Here is a 14,439-nt window from a genome sequence, read left to right on the forward strand (position 1 = left end):
TAACCGCACCATTTTCCAGGCTGTTCAGAAGGGGGTCGGTCGCTATCTTTCCGCATCAGCGGCGGCGACTCGAACAACAATACACGCCCCCAGCACCCGGCACAAATCCACCCCCACCACCCCACCCACACCCCCAAAAACCCCGCCACAGCGCGGAAACCGGACACCAGACAAGCCCCCCGCCGACCAAAACCCCAACACCGGACTCTTGTGCGGTGCGTCACCTGCCCCGGCCCGCGCCCGACTGCCGCCCAGCAGGGGGGCCGCCGCCCGCCGTCGGGCCTTAAACGCAAAAAGGGCCGGCAACCAAACGGTTGCCGGCCCCTCTTCAAGCCACTGGCTTCAGGAGTGCTGAATTACCAGGAAGACTTCGTGATGCCCGGGAGCTCACCGCGGTGAGCCATGTCGCGGAAGCGAACACGGGAGATGCCGAACTTCTGGAAGGTACCGCGCGGGCGGCCATCGATGATGTCGCGGTTACGCAGACGTACCGGTGAGGCGTTGCGGGGCAGCTTCTGCAGGCCGAGGCGAGCGGCTTCGCGAACTTCGTCGGTCGAGTTGGGGTCAACCAGAGCCTTCTTCAGTTCGAGGCGCTTTGCAGCGTAACGCTCGACGATGACTTTACGCTGTTCGTTCTTAGCGATCATTGACTTCTTAGCCATGTGTTTAGCGCTCCTCTCGGAATTCGACGTGCTTGCGGATGCGGGGGTCGTACTTCTTCAGAACCATACGGTCCGGGTCGTTACGACGGTTCTTGCGCGTCACGTAGGTGTAACCCGTGCCCGCGGTCGACTTGAGCTTGATGATCGGACGTACGTCCTTGTCCTTAGCCATTAGAGCTTCACTCCTCGTGCCAGGATGGCGGCTACGACTACGTCGATGCCACGCACGTCGATGGTCTTGATGCCACGTGCAGAGACCTGCAGGGTGACATTACGGCGCAGGGACGGAACCCAGTAGCGCTTCTTCTGGATGTTCGGGTCGAACCGACGCTTGTTGCGTCGGTGCGAGTGCGAAATGCTGTGTCCAAAGCCCGGCTCGGCTCCGGTCACCTGGCAGTGTGCTGCCATGACGACTCTCCTCAAAAATAAACGAAACGGTTGCGGAGTTCCCGCGTAACCGTGCGACAGGCGGCGTTCGCATCCAGCACCCACAGGCTTCCGGTAGTCCCGCAGTGCACAGGCAGACGGCGTAAACCGGCTGCTTTCAACACTGCGGCGAAGATGTGTGGGCCACGGTCACGGGGCGGCGGAACCTTTCGGAAAGCCACTGCGTAGTACCGGGATGCTGGGCGAATACAGGAGTGCACGCAACTTGAGCCCCTAACTACCGGCCTTCAGGACTGCCAATATTGCAGACAGATCCCGCCAACCGGAGCAATTGCACACGCTCCGCGCCACCTAGCGCCTACCAAGTCTACGAGCTTGACGAATTAAAGGCCAATCCGGTATTCGGCGGTGTATAAGGGGCGCCCGCCGGTCCCGACCGAAGTCACAACGGCACCCTAGCGGTTTCACAGCCAATTGATAGACACCGAGCGGACCGTGGAGCCATGAACTCCTCTCTCCAGTTTGCTGTGCCGGCAACGCGGAACCGGACTCCCGTGGGGCCGCCATTCCGCCGCCAGGCCCGGAGCCGCCTGCTCCGGGCGGACCTGCTGACCGTGATTGCGTGGGCTTCGGTGTCCTTTGCCGTGGCGCTGTGGCTGGCCGACGGCGGCGCCGCCGGCTTCTCGACGCCCGCCGGCTCCTTCACCGCTTTGGGGATCGTCGCCGGCCTGGTCGGCATGGACCTGGTCCTGCTGATGTTGCTGCTGGTGGCCCGCACTCCGCTGATCGACGGCGCGGTGGGGCATGACCGCGCCCTTGAATTCCACCGGAAACTCGGCAAACCATCGCTCTACCTGCTCCTCGCGCACGGAGCCATGGTCGCGATCGGTTACGGCATAGCGGAAGGACTCGATCCGGTCGGCGAGCTCGTGGCGCTCTGGCTCCTGGTCCCCGACATGTGGCTCGCCATCGTGTCCATCGGGTTGTTCATCGCCGTCGTGGTCACGTCTGTGGTGACGGTCCGACGCCGGCTGCCGTATGAGTTCTGGTACGTCGTCCACCTGTTGACGTATGCGGCGGTGCTGACCGCGATACCGCACCAGTTCAGCGTCGGCGGCCTCTTTGCCGAGGGCACCTGGCAGCGCTGGTACTGGCTCGCGATCTGTATCGCCACCGGCGCCGCCCTCGCCCACTATCGCGTGCTGGAGCCGCTGGTGGCCACGGCCCGGCACCAGCTAAGGGTGAGCCGCGTCGTCCCGGAGGCTCCCGGCGTCGTCAGCATTGAACTGACAGGACGCCACCTCGACGAACTGGCGGGCAGCGGCGGACGGTTCTTCATCTGGAGGTTCCTCGCCCCGGGGATGTGGTGGCATCCGCACCCGTTCAGCCTCTCCACGGAACCCGTGCTGTTCGATACCTCGGGCCGGGGCAGGCTGCGGATCACGGTGCGCAATCTCGGCCGCGGCTCGGCGCAGCTGGCACGGCTGAAACCCGGGACCAGGGTAGCCATTGAGGGACCCTACGGGCTCTTCAGCACGGCGGCCCGCAGCCGGGAACGCGTCGTGATGATCGGAGCGGGGATCGGAATCACCCCGATCCGGGCCCTGCTGGAGGGCACTCCCTTCGCACCGGGCAACGCAACGGTGCTTCTCCGCGGCCACAGCGAGGCGGAACTCTATCTCGGGGACGAAGTCCTGGAACTTTGCCGCCGCCGCGGCGCGACCCTGTTCCATCTCACCGGCCCCCGGAGCGCGGGCGAACACAGCTGGCTGCCGGAACCGGCAGTTCATTCAGGACACCGCCTGGCCAGTTACGCCCCGGACATTGCCGACGCCGACGTCTATATCTGCGGCCCGGACGCCTGGGCACGCAGCGTGATCACTGCAGCCCGCGCGGCAGGTGCCCACGAAGAACAACTCCACTACGAAAGGTTCGACTGGTGAGAATACGAGCAGCGGCTTCCGCAGCATTGGCCTCCGCCGGGATCCTTCTGGCGGGCTGGCAGTCCGGCGCGCACGTCGCAGAGACGGGGAGCACGGCGGCGGCCACGTCGGCCGCCACTTCGTCCGGGGCAGCGTCCGGGACGTCGTCCGGTACGGGAGGGAGCAGTACCAACGGATCGTCCGGGTCCAGCGGATCCTCTGGTTCCTCGGGGACGGCCGGAAGCGCCGGGGCCGCGGCGCAGCCCGCCGGAACGTTCGCCGGCAGTGCGGTCCAGACCCGTTTCGGCACCGTTCAGGTGCAGATCACCGTGAAAGCCGGTGCGATCACGGACGTGACGGCGCTGCAGTTGACCGACAACGACCGCAAGTCCGTGCAAATCAGCAACCGGGCCGCGCCGCTGCTGCGTGCCGCTGTCATCAAGGCCCAGTCCGCCCAGGTCCAGACGATCAGTGGCGCCACCGTCACCAGTGCCGCCTATCTAACCTCGCTTCAGGGAGCCCTCGATGCAGCCAACCTTTAAGCCTTCGCCCGCCGGGCACCCGGCACGCAGTGCCCCCGACGTCCCGGTCCTGAGGAGCAGGACCTTCCAGTGCATGGGGACGGTCATCAGTCTCGCCCTGCCGGTCGGCGAAGCGCCGGCTGACGAGGGCCAGGTCCTGGAAGGCGCCACGGCCGCCGTCGAACGCGTGTTTGCCGGCCTCGACGAAATGTTCAGCCTCTACCGCCCCGATTCCGAAGCGAGCCGGCTGGCCAGGGGCGAGGTCACGCTCCGGGAGGCCTCGGCGCCCTTCCGCGCCCGCTTTGCGGAAGCGAGCGGTTGGGGGCTGCTGACGGAGGGGTTCTTCACCCCCGAGCGGCCCGACGGCGTGCTTGACCTCTCCGGAATCATCAAGGGTTACGCGATCGACCAGGCAGCAACGGCACTGCAGGACATCGGCGTCGAGGACTGGTGCCTGAACGCCGGGGGCGATGTGCTGGTGGGCGGTTCGCCGGCGCCGGAAACCGGGTCCCCGTGGCTGGCCGGCGTCGTGGACCCGCTGGATCGCGGGGCGCTGCTCTCGGCCTTCCCTCTGGGCGGGACGGGCCGCTTCGCCGCCCTGGCGACGTCCGGGACCGCGGAGCGTGGAGACCACATTTGGCGGGCCGGAGTCGGACGCACGGAATTCCGCCGCTCCGAGTTCCGCCAGGCGTCGGTGGCGGCCTTGGATATTGTCACCGCGGACGTGCTGGCGACGGCCATCGTCGCCGGCGGGAGGCCGATGCTGAACCTGGCCACGGACAGTTGGGAAATAGAAGTGCTCGCCGTGCTCGGCAGTGGAGAACTGCTCGCGACGCCGGGATTCCGGGCCTAGAGGTGCGTGAGCCGGGGGTAACGCGGCGTGAGGCCGTCCCCGGATGACTTGCCCGTGACCCGGCGGACCACCCATGGGCCGGCGAACTCGCGGACCCAACGGGCGTTGGCGCGGAGTGCCTCTGCCCGGCCCAGTTCCGGTACCGGGGTCATGGGCGGGACATCGATCGAGTGGTCGTGCTCCAGGACGGTGAGGACACGCTTGGCCATGTTGGCATGGCCGGCGGGAGACATGTGCATCCGGTCGGTCGCCCACATTCCCCAGTCGTAGTACTCGCTGAAGCGCCAGTAGTCCACCAGGAGGGCGCCGTGGTCGCCGGCGATGCCGCGGACCAGTTCGTTGTAGATGGCGGTGCGGCCGCGCGTCGTGCCGAAGATTTTCGAACCGCGGGAATCGAAACCGGTGAACATCACGATGGTTGCGCCGGTGGCCTTGAGCTTCCGGATGCCGGCGTCGTAGTCCACCAGGAGGTCATCGATGTCGACCTTGGGCCGGAGGATGTCGTTCGCGCCGGCGTAGATGCTGACGACGGTGGGTTTCAGGGCGACGGCGGCATCGATCTGCTCGGCCATGATCTGGCGGATCTTCCGGCCGCGGATGGCAAGGTTCGCATACCCGAAGCCCGGGTCGGCGGTGCCGAGCTGCTCGGCCACCCTGTCCGCCCAGCCCCGGACACCGTTGGGGCGGGTGGCGTCGTCGTCGCCGACGCCTTCCGTGAAGGAATCTCCAAGGGCTACATAACGGGACGTGAAATCCATGGTTCCAGTCTGCCAGCAGTTGCCCCAAGCAAACAAAGCCGGGCGGCCGGCCGCTACTCGCGGATCCGGACCGCCGATTCACGCAGGTACTGCTCGACGCGGGTGTAGGCGTCCCGGGTGAGGGCCTTCCAGAGGGCGATGGCCAGGCGCGGGTCGGTGCTTTCCAGCTCGGAAATTGCCTCCGCGCTGAGCACCATCAGCTCCACGGGACCCATGGCCCGGACCGTGGTTTCCTGCCGGCTGCCGCTGCCCAGCGCCAGTTCGCCAAACGTCATGCCGGCGCTCAGGGTGTTGAGTTTGACCCGCGCTGCGCTGGGTCCAGGGGAGGTGCTGCTGACCTTGCCCCGGGTGATGAAATAGACCCCGCCGAACCGCAGCCCGACGCGGCGGATGACGTCGCCGTCGTCGAATGATTTTGGGGTCATCAGGGCTTCCAGCGCGGCGGCGTCGGCCGTGTCCAGCGGCGACAGGGCAGGCGACGCGGTGACCGGCACGAGGTCCGGCAGCAGCAGCCGGTTTCCGTAGCGCTCGAGCAGGCGGTTTTCGCAGTATTCGACGGCGGCGTTACGGCTCGCGAAGGACGCCACCGGGTGCTTTGCGGACGGACCCAGGTTTTCGGCCACCGACCCGTCGGCCTCGATCAGCACGAGTTCCCGGCCGGCGTCGGACAATCCTTCCCGCGACATTTCGAGCATGCGCAGGGCAACGTCGCTGACCTGGTCGGTGCGGCGCAGGTCCAGGACCACCAATTCGACGTCGTCATCAAGGCTGCTGAGCTCCCGGACCATGGATTCGGTTCCGGCGAAGAGCAGGTCGCCGTTGAGCTCGATCACGCGGGCGCGGTGGCCGTGGCCGCGGAGGACGTCGGCGGCCTCGTCGTTGCGGCGGATGCCCGACGGCGTCTCGGTCACGTCGTAAGCGGCGCGGATCGCGGAGCGGCCGGTCCGGGCAGCGCGGACGAAGTGCAGTTCCATGTCGCGGGAGAGGCGCTGGGCGGTGGCGAGGCCGCGGACGCTGCTGCCGTGCTCATCCAATGGGGGCGAATAGACGGCCAGGCCCACCTGGCCGGGCAGCACGGCGATGATCCCGCCGGCCACACCGCTCTTTCCCGGCATGCCCACGCTGCTGATCCACGCACCGGCGTCGTCGTACATGCCGGAGGTCATCATGACGGACAGGACGCGTTCCACCGGGCCGATCCCCAGCACCTGTTTGCCGCTGCGCGGATTCCGGCCGCCGTTGGCGAGGGTCGCTGCCATGATGGAGAGGTCGAAGCAGTTCACCAGGACGGAGCATTGGCGGAAATAGTCCTCAAGGACCGGCGTCGGGTCCTCTTCAATGATGTTGAACGAGCGCAGCAGGTACGCGAGCGCCGTGTTGCGGTGCCCGTGCTTGAGTTCGGATTCGAAGACGCTCTCGCTGACCGAGAGCTGACGGCCCGCGAAGGCGGAATACGTGCTGAGGATCCGTTTGAAACCGGACTGGCCGCCGGAACCCCTGATCAGTGAGGTGGCCGTGAGGGCGCCGGCGTTGATCATCGCATTGGCGGGCCGGCCCGTTCCTTCGGCCAGGGAGATTTCGTTGAAGGAATCCCCGGACGGTTCCACATCCACTTTGGCGTCGACTGCCTCGTTGCCGAGGTCCTCGAGGGCCAGCCCGTACGTGAAGGGCTTGGAGATGGACTGGATGGTGAATTCCTCGCGGGTGTCCCCGATCTCGTAGACCATGCCGTCGACGGTGGCGAGGGCGATGCCGAAGTTCTCAGGGTCCACGTTGGCCATGGCCGGGATGGTGCTGTAGGGCTTGCCGTCCTTGAGCTGGGCGATCTCGGCGTGGATCCGGCGCAGGTAGCTGTCGATCGGCGATTCCATAGTGCCAACACTAGGCGACGCCGTGTGGGGCGGGGCGGTGGGCCGGCCGCTAGGCCTGCTTGCTCTCCCGCAGGATCCAGTGGTCCTTGTCCAGGCGGCCCACGATCTTTTCGCCAATCCGGGCGAGGTCGGCGACGTCGTCCTCGCTCAGGGCGTCGAGGAACAGCGAGCGGACGGCCTCAACGTGGCCCGGCGCGAGCTCCACGATGGTCTCCATTCCCGCGTCGGTGAGGTGCGCCGTAGTGACCCGGGCGTCCCCCGGGTGCGGACGGCGCTCCACCCAGCCGCGGGTCTGCAGCTTGGTGACCACATGGGAGAGCCGCGACAGGGAGGCGCTGGTGCGCGCGGCCAGTTCACTCATGGGCAAAAAGCGGCCGTCAGCCTCGGAAAGCATCGCCAGGACGTTGTAGTCGAAGAGGGAGAGCTTGCGCGCGTGGTGCAGCTGCGTGTCCAAGGCTGCCGGAAGCAGGGTGTTGATGCTCACCTGGGCCAGCCAGGCCCGGCGTTCGTCGGCATTCAGCCAGCGCGTGTCAGTCATGGATACAGTCTAGGAGACTTAAAGATTGACGGTTCAACTTCGCTGGATTCCGTGACGGAATTTTCCCGTCGGTGCGCGGAGGGCAGGCGGTACGCTGACCGTATGTATGTTGTCTCCTTGACCTACAAGGTCCCCGAAGAGATCGTTGACTTCCATCTCCCGGCCCACGTCACGTGGCTGCAGGATGCCTTCGACCAGGGCATCTTCTTGGTCGCGGGCCGGAAGATACCGCGCACAGGGGCGTTATTACTGTCCAACGCGGACCGCGGCGCCCTGGATGCCTCGCTGGCCAAGGATCCGTTCTATGTCAACGGTGTGGCCGAATTCGACGTCGAGGAGTTCCACGCGAGCCGGGTGGCCGCGGGCTACGAAAACCTGCTGGACAGCTGAGCCGGCAGCCCCGCGCTGACGAACGCAGTTCAGGCAGCGGGGATCTTGGCGGTCAGCTTCTTCAATCCGGCCTTTGGCGGGACCCTGACAGGCTCCGGCCAGCGCGGGGTGAGCTGGTCCCCCAGCGTGACGCCCCGGAGCTTGCGGCCGAAAAGCGGCAGGACCCAGTCATGGACCCAGCGGCGCTGCCGGCGTTCCCAGCCCCGGAGGCCAAGTTTCGCCGGCGGTTCCCAGTCCTTGGGCTTGACCTTGTGCGGAACCCCGAGCTGGTCCAGGACCTGGCCGGCGAGATACTTGTGGCCCGCCGTGGACATATGCAGCCGGTCGGAATCCCACATCCGCGGATCGTAGAACGCCTCGAGGCACCAGTAGTCCACCAGCACGGCCTCGTATCTCGCCGCCACTTCGCGGACCCGCTGGTTGTAGACGGCATTCCTCTTCTTGAGGGGTTCCAGCAGCGCCGAGACCCTGACGTCGAAGCCGGTGAAGAGCACCACCGTGGCCCCGGTGGCGGTCAGCCTGGCGACGAGGAACTCGTAGTCCTTCATCAGCGCGTGGATGTCGGTGCCGATGTCCAGGATGTCGTTCCCGCCGGCGTACAGGGTGACCAGCGTCGGTTCCATGGCCAGCGCCGGTTCCAGCTGTTCCGCGATGATGTGCCGCAGCCGCTTGCTGCGGATGGCAAGGTTCGCATACTCCCACCCCGGTTCCGCCCTGGCCAACCGCTCCGCCACCCGGTCCGCCCAGCCGCGAACCCCGTTGGGCAGCCGGGCACTGTAGTCCCCCACCCCCTCGGTGAAGGAATCCCCCAGGGCAACATAGACCCGCCGCCCATGGGCGCCCGGGGCAAGAAGGTTCTCAGCCATGGCCCCACGGTATCCAGCCCACCCGGCCAGCAGGGGACAGCAGGGTAAACGGCAGGAACACAATGCCGAGCAGACCCCACGACTCCCGCAGGAGGCCCTCAACGAAACAACGCGGAGTCACCTACGGCCCATCCCGGCGGGGATTATGGGCGGTAAGTGACCCCGCGTTGCAGTTGACGGAGGCGGAGCGCAACGGTGACCTGACCACACGTCCGGCGCCGGTGCTTTGCAAAGGAGCGCATCGCCGACCAGAGCCGAAAGAGGCCGCCCGCGGCCGAAGGAGGCGGCGGGAGGTGTCTAAGCGACGGCAAAGCGCCGGCGCCGGGCGAAAGCCCGGCAGGAACTGCGGGAGCGTCGGCGAGAAATCGGCAGGAGCTGCGGGAGCGTCCGAACAGTTGGAGCAACAACTGCGGGAGCGTCGCCTAGAGCTCGGCCTTACCCTGCCGCCAGTACCCCATAAAGGCGACCTGTTTCCGGTCAATCCCCACGTCCCGCACCAAGTACCGGCGCATCTCCTTGACCACCCCAGCTTCACCGGCGATCCAGGCGTAGAACGGCATGGCCCCGGCGGGCTTGTCCGGATTCCGGCTGGCGCTGATCGCAGCGGCGTCCATCCGGGCCGGGGTCTCCCACAGGATGTCGCGGTCCACGTTGACGTCCTCGGGCTCAGGCCCGGCGGCCGGCTCCTGGGTTCCGCGGAGCCCCACCCAGCCCGGGAGCGTGACGGCGGCCCGGACCGCCTCCTGCAGCAGTTCGCCGTGGGGACGCGACCGGCCGATCGCCGCACCGCGCGCGAGCCAGGTGATCTCGACGTCGGCGGCTGTTGTGATGCCCTGGAAGTCGCCGGCTTCCGGGACCTCCAGGATGGCGTGGCCGCTGACGTACGGTGGCAGGCTCTCAAGGATGGCGCTGATGGCGGGGACGGCCGTCTCGTCTCCGGCCAGCAGGATCCGCTGGGCCAGGCCCGGACGCCATTCGATCCCGGAGTAGGTTTCGGCCGTGGCGCAGTGCGCGGCCCGGTTGTTGGGTCCGATCAGGGTCAGGGTGTCGCCCGGTTTGGCGTTGAGGGCCCAGTTGGCTGCCGGTCCCCCGTGGCCGGCGTCGTCAAAGTGCAGCACGAAGTCGACGTCGAGTTCCGGGTAGACGGCGTCGAGGCGTTCCTGCCGCACGGTGTAGGTGCGCATGGAGCCGCGGGTCGCAGGATCCATGGCCAGCCATTCGCGGTACCAGCCGGTCTGCTCCATCCGGAATTCCGGCAGCGGCAGCGCGGAGCCGTCGGCGGCCAGCGAGGGGATCATGAGTTTGATGCGCAGGTCCAGGGTGCTGCCGCTGACACCGAAGTCCCGCAGCGAATAGCCACCGAGGGTAACGCGCCGGAAGTTGGGGCCGAGCTGCTGGACCGCCGTGACCTGGACCTCGAAGGCCAGGGTCATGGGTTCCGTGGCTGGCGGGCTCTTGAGGGCCACCGGGGTGGGTTCCGTTGCGTGGTTCTTGGCAGTCATGGGACCAGCTCCAGGGTTGTGGTTTGAGGGGAATCAGAGAAGTGGCGGCCCAGCGGGATGATCAGCGGAGCGCCGGATACCGGGTCGGGGAGCACCCGGGACTCGAGGCCGAACACGTTGCGGACCAGTTCCTCGGTGACCACAGTCCGGGCGGCTCCTTCGGCCACGATCCGTCCGCCCTTCATGGCGATGATGTGGTCCGCGTACCGCGCGGCGAGGTTGAGGTCGTGCAGCACAATCGCCACGGTGGTGCCGCGCTGCCGGTTGAGGTCCGTGATGAGGTCCAGGACCTCCACCTGGTGGGTGAGGTCCAGGTAGGTGGTGGGCTCGTCCAGGAGCAGCACTTCGGTTTCCTGGGCCAGGGCCATCGCGATCCACACCCGCTGCCGCTGCCCGCCGGAGAGCTCGTCGACGTTCCGTCCGGCGAGTTCCAGCGTTTGGGTCGCGGCCATCGCCTGCTGCACGGCGCGTTCGTCCTCCGCCGAGCCGCCTGCAGGCCGCGCCCGGAAGAATCCCTGGTGCGGGTAGCGGCCGCGTCCCACGAGGTCCCGGACGGTGATGCCGTCCGGTGCCGTGGGGTGCTGCGGCAGCAGGCCCAGGGTGCGGGCCACTTCACGGGCCGGGCGGCTGTGGATGTCCCGGCCGTCCAGAGTGACGGTGCCGGCCGCGGGCTTGAGCAGCCGGGCGAGGCCCCGGAGCAGGGTGGATTTGCCGCAGGCGTTGGCGCCGACAATCATGGTCACCTTGCCCTCGGGAATGTCGGCGCTGAGTCCCTCGATCACGGTCCGCTGATCGTATTTCAGCGTCAGGCCGGAGGTCTGAAGGGTTGCCATCTCAGGCGTCCTTTCGGTTGGAAGTGACGAGCAGCCAGAGCAGGAACGGGGCGCCGAGTGCACCGGTGATGACACCGACCGGCAGGACCGTTCCGTCCAGCAGCACCGGTGCGATATTGGCAGCGACGAAGTCGGCGCTCAGGACAATCAGGACTCCGGTCAGGGCCGACGCCGGCAGGCTGGCTTTGCGGACGAACCGGCGCGCGATCGGCCCGGCGAGGAACGCGACGAACGCCACGGGCCCGGCAGCCGCCGTCGCCGCCGCGGCGAGTCCGACGGCGGTGATCACAATGGCCAGCCGGGCCGCGCCCACCCGGACGCCGAGGCCCGCGGCGGTGTCGTCACCGAGTTCGAGGATGCGCAGCGGGCCGGCCAGGAGCGCGACGGCGGGAACCAGCACCAGCAGTGCGATGCCGAGGACTCCGGCCCGGTCCCAGGTGGCGGAGTTGAGCGAACCGTTGAGCCAGACCAGGACGTCGGCGGCGGTGCGGATGTCCGTCCTGGTCAGCAGGAAGCTCACCACGGCGTGGAGGGCCGCGGCGATGCCCACCCCGGCCAGGATCAGCCGGCTGCCGGCGGCGTCGCCCCGCTGACCGCCGGAACCGAACGATCCGCTGCGGGAGATGGCGTAGATGAGGGTGGCCACGGCCAGCGCGCCGGCGAAGGCGGCCCCCGAAACCACGGCGCCGGTTGCTCCGAAGACGACGATCGCCGTCACCGCCGCGGCGCTGGCGCCGTAGCTGATGCCGATCACGTCCGGGCTGGCCAGCGGATTGCGGAGCATGGTCTGGAACAGCGCACCGGACAGCCCGAACGCGGCGCCGATCAGCGTTCCGACGACGGCGCGCGGCAGCTTGTGCTCCATCACGATGAAGCTGGCGCCCGGGATTTTCTCCCCGCCGGTGAGGTGCGCGCCCAGGATCCGGAAGAAGTCGGGGATGGTGACGGTGTAGCTGCCCAGGAGCACACTCGCGGCGAAGACGGCGACGACGGCGACGGCCAGCAGCACCGTCCGCCCGTGTTGCACTATCAGTTTTGGTCGCTCAGCCGCGGTTTTGGCGACAGTAAGTGATAGGTCAACGGGGGTTTTGGTTTCGGCGAGTGTCATAGCCCGGCCCCCTTGCCGCGCCGGACCAGCCAGACGAACACCGGGGCACCGATGAGCGCGGTCACGATCCCGGCGGGGACTTCGCCCGGGAGCAGGATGACGCGGCCGATCACGTCGGCGGCCAGCAGCAGGGCCGGGGCCAGGATCAGCGAGAAGGGCAGAATCCAGCGGTAGTCGGGGCCCGTGACGAAGCGGACGGCGTGCGGAATGACGAGGCCCACGAAACCGATCGGCCCGGCCAGCGCCGTTGCAGATCCGCAGAGCAGGACGATGCCCAGGGCGGTGATGCCGCGGGCCAGCCCCACACGCTGGCCCAGGCCTCGGGCGATGTCGTCGCCGAGGGCGAGGTTGTTGAGGATCCGGCCGGTGGCGAGCACTGTCGCGGCTCCCAGCAGCAGGAACGGCAGGGCCGGGAGGATCACGGACCAGTCGCGGCCGGCGATGCCGCCCACTTGCCAGAACCGAAAGCGGTCCAGGGTGTCCCGGCTGGACACCAGGATGACGTTCATCAGTGAAAAGAGACCCGCGCTCAGGGCGGCGCCGGCGAGGGCGAGCTTCACCGGCGTCGCACCGTCCCTGCCGAGCGACGCGATCAGGTAAACCAGGACGGCGGAGCCCGCGGCGCCGATAAACGCGAACCAGATATAGCCTGTCAGCGAGGCCACACCGAACACGTAGATTCCGGTGACGACTGCCAGCGCGGCCCCGGCGTTGATGCCGATGATGCCCGGGTCCGCGAGGGGGTTGCGGGTGACGCCCTGCATTGCGGCGCCGGCGAGCCCGAGGGCGCCGCCCGCGAGCAGGCCCAGGACGGTGCGCGGAATCCGGGCGTGGACCACGGCGTGGTCGCCGTTGGCCGGATCGAACTGGGTCAGCGCCTGCCAGACGGTTTCCAGGGACAGGCCCCGGGCGCCGACCGCGAGCGACGTCGCGGCCACGAGCGCAAGGACGACGACGGCGGCCAGCAGCCAGAAGGCGCGGGGGCCCCGGGCGGGGGCGACCGGGACCACGGCGGTCTCCGATGCGGGCCGGGCGGCTGCGGAGGCCGCCGTCGTCGTAAGTGGGCTCATGGTCGGGTGGCTACTTCGCTGCCTTGTCCGCGGCCCCTGCCAGCTGCGGCAGGAAGGTGTCCAGGGACCACGGCAGGCTCAGCGGCGAGGAGGCGGAGATGGACAGCGTCAGGGTGTTGTCCGTGTCCGCGACGAGCGCGCCGGTCTTGACCGCAGGGATCTGCGCCATCAGCGGGTCGGCCTGGACGGCGTCGGCTGCGGCGGCGTCGGCGACCCAGGTCACGAAGATGTCCGAGTCGAGTTCGTTGGCCTTCTCGGCGGACCACGGGATGTAGAACTCCTTGGATCCCTTGGAGTTTTCGTCCACGACGGAAGCCTGCGTCATGCCGATGGAGCTGAGGAACCGGGGACGGTTGTCATTGGCGGTGTAGAGGCCGATCTTCTCGGTGGCCGCGGGGTCCAGGTTGCCGTAGATGAAGGTCTTGCCGGCCAGCTGCGGGTACTTCGCGGCCTTGTCCTTGATGGTGGCCTCGGTGTCCGCGACCAGCTTGGTGGCTTCGGCTTCCTTGCCGAGGGCCTTGCCGATGATCGTGGTGGAATCCTGCCATGAGGTCCCGTAGGCCACGTCGGGGTGGGCCACGACGGGGGCGATCTCGCTGAGCTTCTTGTAGTCCTCTTCGCTCAGGCCGGAGTAGGCGCCGAGGATGACGTCGGGGTTGAGCTTGGCGATTTCGGTGAAGTTGACGCCGTCGGCCTCGGAGAACTGGGCCGGGGCCTTGGCGGAACCGAAACCGGCGCCGAGCTTTTCGAGGGCGGCGTCCTTCCACGGGGTGGAACCCTTGTCGTTGCCGCCCCATTCGTTCTTCGGGACGCCTACCGGAACCACGCCGAGGGCAATCGCGACATCGTCATTGACCCAGGAAACGGTAACGACGCGCTTCGGCTGTTCCTTGACGGTCGTCTCGCCGAACGCATGCTTGATGGTCACCGGGAAAGCGGAACTGGCCGACTGGCTGGGGGCATCCGCCGCGGTCGAGCTTGCCGGACCGGTGGAGCACGCGGTCAGGGAAAGGGCGACGGCGGCCAGGACAGCAGTTGCCTGGCCCGTGGCGCGGAGGAAGCGGCGTCTGGGCAGGGCGGTGCTCGGGGTAGGGAGAGGCATGGGATTCCTTAGGTCAATGATGCGAACCTAAGTAAGGCTAGCCTATCCTTGGACTA

16 protein-coding genes are annotated in these 14,439 nt (G+C 67.7%); 4 read left to right on the forward strand and 12 right to left on the reverse strand.

Annotated elements, in window-relative coordinates:
* Positions 1-356: 356 nt before the first annotated feature.
* Genes rpsN through rpmB form a run of 3 tightly spaced genes read right to left on the reverse strand, consistent with a single transcriptional unit; the run spans position 357 to position 1,070 of the window.
* Positions 357-662 (reverse strand): 30S ribosomal protein S14, encoded by a 306-nt coding sequence (rpsN, locus tag AC1DC5_RS14735; protein WP_026266887.1) that lies wholly within the window; start codon positions 660-662, stop codon positions 357-359.
* Between the two features lie 4 nt (positions 663-666).
* On the reverse strand, positions 667-834 hold the full coding sequence (rpmG, locus tag AC1DC5_RS14740; protein WP_011693743.1) for a 50S ribosomal protein L33: 168 nt from the start codon (positions 832-834) through the stop codon (positions 667-669).
* The gene (gene rpmB, locus AC1DC5_RS14745; RefSeq protein WP_011693744.1) at positions 834-1,070 is read right to left on the reverse strand and encodes a 50S ribosomal protein L28; all 237 of its coding nucleotides are present in this window, start codon (positions 1,068-1,070) and stop codon (positions 834-836) included. The genes rpmG and rpmB overlap by 1 nt, the downstream gene beginning before the upstream one ends.
* A gap of 482 nt (positions 1,071-1,552) precedes the next feature.
* On the opposite strand from rpmB, the gene AC1DC5_RS14750 reads away from it, so the two are divergent.
* The 3 genes from AC1DC5_RS14750 (at position 1,553) to AC1DC5_RS14760 (ending at position 4,345) form a co-directional block, all read left to right on the forward strand.
* On the forward strand, positions 1,553-2,992 hold the full coding sequence (locus AC1DC5_RS14750; RefSeq protein WP_476865645.1) for a ferredoxin reductase family protein: 1,440 nt from the start codon (positions 1,553-1,555) through the stop codon (positions 2,990-2,992).
* Positions 2,989-3,513: an FMN-binding protein gene (locus AC1DC5_RS14755; RefSeq protein WP_476865646.1), complete on the forward strand. Its 525-nt coding sequence runs from the start codon at positions 2,989-2,991 to the stop codon at positions 3,511-3,513. The genes AC1DC5_RS14750 and AC1DC5_RS14755 overlap by 4 nt, the downstream gene beginning before the upstream one ends.
* Before the next feature lie 73 nt (positions 3,514-3,586).
* Positions 3,587-4,345 (forward strand): FAD:protein FMN transferase, encoded by a 759-nt coding sequence (locus tag AC1DC5_RS14760; RefSeq protein ID WP_476865741.1) that lies wholly within the window; start codon positions 3,587-3,589, stop codon positions 4,343-4,345.
* Here AC1DC5_RS14760 and AC1DC5_RS14765 read toward each other — a convergent pair.
* Genes AC1DC5_RS14765 through AC1DC5_RS14775 form a run of 3 tightly spaced genes read right to left on the reverse strand, consistent with a single transcriptional unit; the run spans position 4,342 to position 7,512 of the window.
* Positions 4,342-5,103 (reverse strand): SGNH/GDSL hydrolase family protein, encoded by a 762-nt coding sequence (locus AC1DC5_RS14765; RefSeq protein ID WP_476865647.1) that lies wholly within the window; start codon positions 5,101-5,103, stop codon positions 4,342-4,344. The genes AC1DC5_RS14760 and AC1DC5_RS14765 overlap by 4 nt on opposite strands.
* Before the next feature lie 53 nt (positions 5,104-5,156).
* Positions 5,157-6,974, reverse strand: coding sequence for a glutaminase A (gene glsA, locus AC1DC5_RS14770; protein WP_476865648.1), 1,818 nt, complete (start codon positions 6,972-6,974; stop codon positions 5,157-5,159).
* Positions 6,975-7,023: 49 nt separating this feature from the next.
* A complete protein-coding gene (locus tag AC1DC5_RS14775) occupies positions 7,024-7,512 on the reverse strand; it encodes a MarR family winged helix-turn-helix transcriptional regulator (protein WP_476865649.1) in 489 nt (162 codons plus the stop codon).
* A 102-nt stretch (positions 7,513-7,614) separates the two neighbouring features.
* Here AC1DC5_RS14775 and AC1DC5_RS14780 point away from each other — a divergent pair, with 102 nt between their 5' ends.
* Positions 7,615-7,902: a YciI family protein gene (locus AC1DC5_RS14780; RefSeq protein ID WP_441405159.1), complete on the forward strand. Its 288-nt coding sequence runs from the start codon at positions 7,615-7,617 to the stop codon at positions 7,900-7,902.
* A 29-nt stretch (positions 7,903-7,931) separates the two neighbouring features.
* Here the strand turns inward: AC1DC5_RS14780 and AC1DC5_RS14785 are convergent, their stop codons facing one another.
* From AC1DC5_RS14785 to AC1DC5_RS14810, 6 genes are all read right to left on the reverse strand, one after another.
* Positions 7,932-8,768: an SGNH/GDSL hydrolase family protein gene (locus AC1DC5_RS14785; RefSeq protein WP_476865650.1), complete on the reverse strand. Its 837-nt coding sequence runs from the start codon at positions 8,766-8,768 to the stop codon at positions 7,932-7,934.
* A 422-nt stretch (positions 8,769-9,190) separates the two neighbouring features.
* On the reverse strand, positions 9,191-10,270 hold the full coding sequence (locus tag AC1DC5_RS14790; RefSeq protein ID WP_476865651.1) for a siderophore-interacting protein: 1,080 nt from the start codon (positions 10,268-10,270) through the stop codon (positions 9,191-9,193).
* The gene (locus AC1DC5_RS14795; RefSeq protein ID WP_441405162.1) at positions 10,267-11,103 is read right to left on the reverse strand and encodes an ABC transporter ATP-binding protein; all 837 of its coding nucleotides are present in this window, start codon (positions 11,101-11,103) and stop codon (positions 10,267-10,269) included. The genes AC1DC5_RS14790 and AC1DC5_RS14795 overlap by 4 nt, the downstream gene beginning before the upstream one ends.
* Before the next feature lies 1 nt (position 11,104).
* The gene (locus tag AC1DC5_RS14800; protein ID WP_476865652.1) at positions 11,105-12,211 is read right to left on the reverse strand and encodes a FecCD family ABC transporter permease; all 1,107 of its coding nucleotides are present in this window, start codon (positions 12,209-12,211) and stop codon (positions 11,105-11,107) included.
* Entirely contained in the window at positions 12,208-13,281 is a 1,074-nt protein-coding gene (locus AC1DC5_RS14805; protein WP_476865653.1) for a FecCD family ABC transporter permease, read from the reverse strand. The genes AC1DC5_RS14800 and AC1DC5_RS14805 overlap by 4 nt, the downstream gene beginning before the upstream one ends.
* A gap of 10 nt (positions 13,282-13,291) precedes the next feature.
* Positions 13,292-14,383, reverse strand: a complete 1,092-nt coding sequence (locus AC1DC5_RS14810) for an iron-siderophore ABC transporter substrate-binding protein (RefSeq protein ID WP_476865654.1) — start codon at positions 14,381-14,383, stop codon at positions 13,292-13,294.
* Between the last annotated feature and the right edge of the window lie 56 nt (positions 14,384-14,439).

It is taken from the genome of Arthrobacter sp. 10L424, assembly GCF_056395325.1.

Bases quoted from the DNA above. Each gene is read 5' to 3' on its own strand.
- AC1DC5_RS14800 (WP_476865652.1), bottom strand. From the start codon at position 12,211: ATGACACTCGCCGAAACCAAAACCCCCGTTGACCTATCACTTACTGTC.
- rpmB (WP_011693744.1), bottom strand. From the start codon at position 1,070: ATGGCAGCACACTGCCAGGTGACCGGAGCCGAGCCGGGCTTTGGACAC.
- AC1DC5_RS14795 (WP_441405162.1), bottom strand. From the start codon at position 11,103: ATGGCAACCCTTCAGACCTCCGGCCTGACGCTGAAATACGATCAGCGG.
- AC1DC5_RS14765 (WP_476865647.1), bottom strand. From the start codon at position 5,103: ATGGATTTCACGTCCCGTTATGTAGCCCTTGGAGATTCCTTCACGGAA.
- AC1DC5_RS14785 (WP_476865650.1), bottom strand. From the start codon at position 8,768: ATGGCTGAGAACCTTCTTGCCCCGGGCGCCCATGGGCGGCGGGTCTAT.
- AC1DC5_RS14780 (WP_441405159.1), top strand. From the start codon at position 7,615: ATGTATGTTGTCTCCTTGACCTACAAGGTCCCCGAAGAGATCGTTGAC.
- AC1DC5_RS14790 (WP_476865651.1), bottom strand. From the start codon at position 10,270: ATGACTGCCAAGAACCACGCAACGGAACCCACCCCGGTGGCCCTCAAG.
- AC1DC5_RS14775 (WP_476865649.1), bottom strand. From the start codon at position 7,512: ATGACTGACACGCGCTGGCTGAATGCCGACGAACGCCGGGCCTGGCTG.
- AC1DC5_RS14750 (WP_476865645.1), top strand. From the start codon at position 1,553: ATGAACTCCTCTCTCCAGTTTGCTGTGCCGGCAACGCGGAACCGGACT.
- glsA (WP_476865648.1), bottom strand. From the start codon at position 6,974: ATGGAATCGCCGATCGACAGCTACCTGCGCCGGATCCACGCCGAGATC.
- AC1DC5_RS14805 (WP_476865653.1), bottom strand. From the start codon at position 13,281: ATGAGCCCACTTACGACGACGGCGGCCTCCGCAGCCGCCCGGCCCGCA.
- AC1DC5_RS14810 (WP_476865654.1), bottom strand. From the start codon at position 14,383: ATGCCTCTCCCTACCCCGAGCACCGCCCTGCCCAGACGCCGCTTCCTC.
- AC1DC5_RS14760 (WP_476865741.1), top strand. From the start codon at position 3,587: ATGGGGACGGTCATCAGTCTCGCCCTGCCGGTCGGCGAAGCGCCGGCT.
- rpmG (WP_011693743.1), bottom strand. From the start codon at position 834: ATGGCTAAGGACAAGGACGTACGTCCGATCATCAAGCTCAAGTCGACC.
- rpsN (WP_026266887.1), bottom strand. From the start codon at position 662: ATGGCTAAGAAGTCAATGATCGCTAAGAACGAACAGCGTAAAGTCATC.